We start from the raw sequence: 1,174 nt of genomic DNA on the forward strand, positions 1-1,174 counted from the left end.
CAACCAGTAGAAATCAGAGAATATCGTGGCCCCTTGTATAAATGCCCAAATTGTAGGTGGTGTGGCTACAGTTTGATGCCACCGGGAGTTAAAGAAGGATTCAGCTATGGGGGAAGACTTTGTAGTATCGTGGGCTGGTTGGGTTATGGCGGAAACCTGACATGGCGGAAACAGGAGTATTTTGCCTTTATATGTCTTGGGGGTTCCCATTTCTCAGGGGAGTCTGGCAAAAATGCAGCGTTGGTTCCAACAGAGCAAGTAACCTTCTTATCAACAGTGGCGCTCCTTACATTAAACAGCCGGGAGTTAGGTGTGTAGATCAAACAACTTATTGTATAGATGGCATCAAGTATTGGTTATGGGTCGCTACCAGTGACCAAGTTTGCGCCTTGATGTTAGCCCCGACCCGCAGTTCTGCCGAACTAGAAAAATTGCTGGGCTCAGATTTTGAGGGAATACTCAGCAGTGATTGTTAATGTGCTTACTCTCCACAAGGTGCAGCATCCTTCGCAGAAGTGTTTAGCACATCTCGAGAGGGACTTAAAAGCCAATGAGACGTGTAGATTTAAGGGCAATCGTGAGGAAAGCAACTATGGTCGAAGCCGTTTTGTGGCCATCAAGAACGGTTCATCGGGACTATCAACAGCGGATTATTGAGTCGAGAAGAGTTAGCAGGGTACAGAAGTGTCATAGAAACAAAATTAAAAGAGGTTTTGTCACCAGACAGTTACCCAAAAGCCGCCATCAGATAAGTTCATGTTTATGAGGCGACTTGAACGTCATTGGGATGAGTGGTTTACTTTTTTGTCTCATCCAGAAGTCAAACCTGACAACAATGATGCTGAAAGAGCTTTACGCCCTATTGTTGTTCATCGAAAAGTTAGTGGTGGGGCAAGAAGCGATTGGGGTGCGCAGTTAGTAGCCCAAATGTTCAGCTTTTTGGAGACGATGCGATGGCAAGGAAATAACGCGTTCGCGAAGCGGTTCCAAAGGAACATCTCCCAATTGTGTGAATTATTGTCTTTGGCTGGTCGAAGTCCCCCTGGTCTGAGGGGGTGACATGCAAGCTAAAATCCTTATTGGGTAATACTTTCAGCCGATATGTTACAAAAAGATACATACTAGTTTGGCCTGACCTTGGACGTAGTTATAAGGGTTTTAGCTTCTAGAACAT

Annotated in this window: 1 pseudogene; it reads left to right on the top strand. The window is 45.2% G+C overall.

Annotated elements, in window-relative coordinates:
• A pseudogene (locus F6K49_RS51050) lies at positions 1-1,059 on the top strand (IS66 family transposase); the annotation flags it as partial.
• Positions 1,060-1,174 lie beyond the last annotated feature (115 nt).

It is taken from the genome of Moorena sp. SIO3I6, assembly GCF_010672095.1.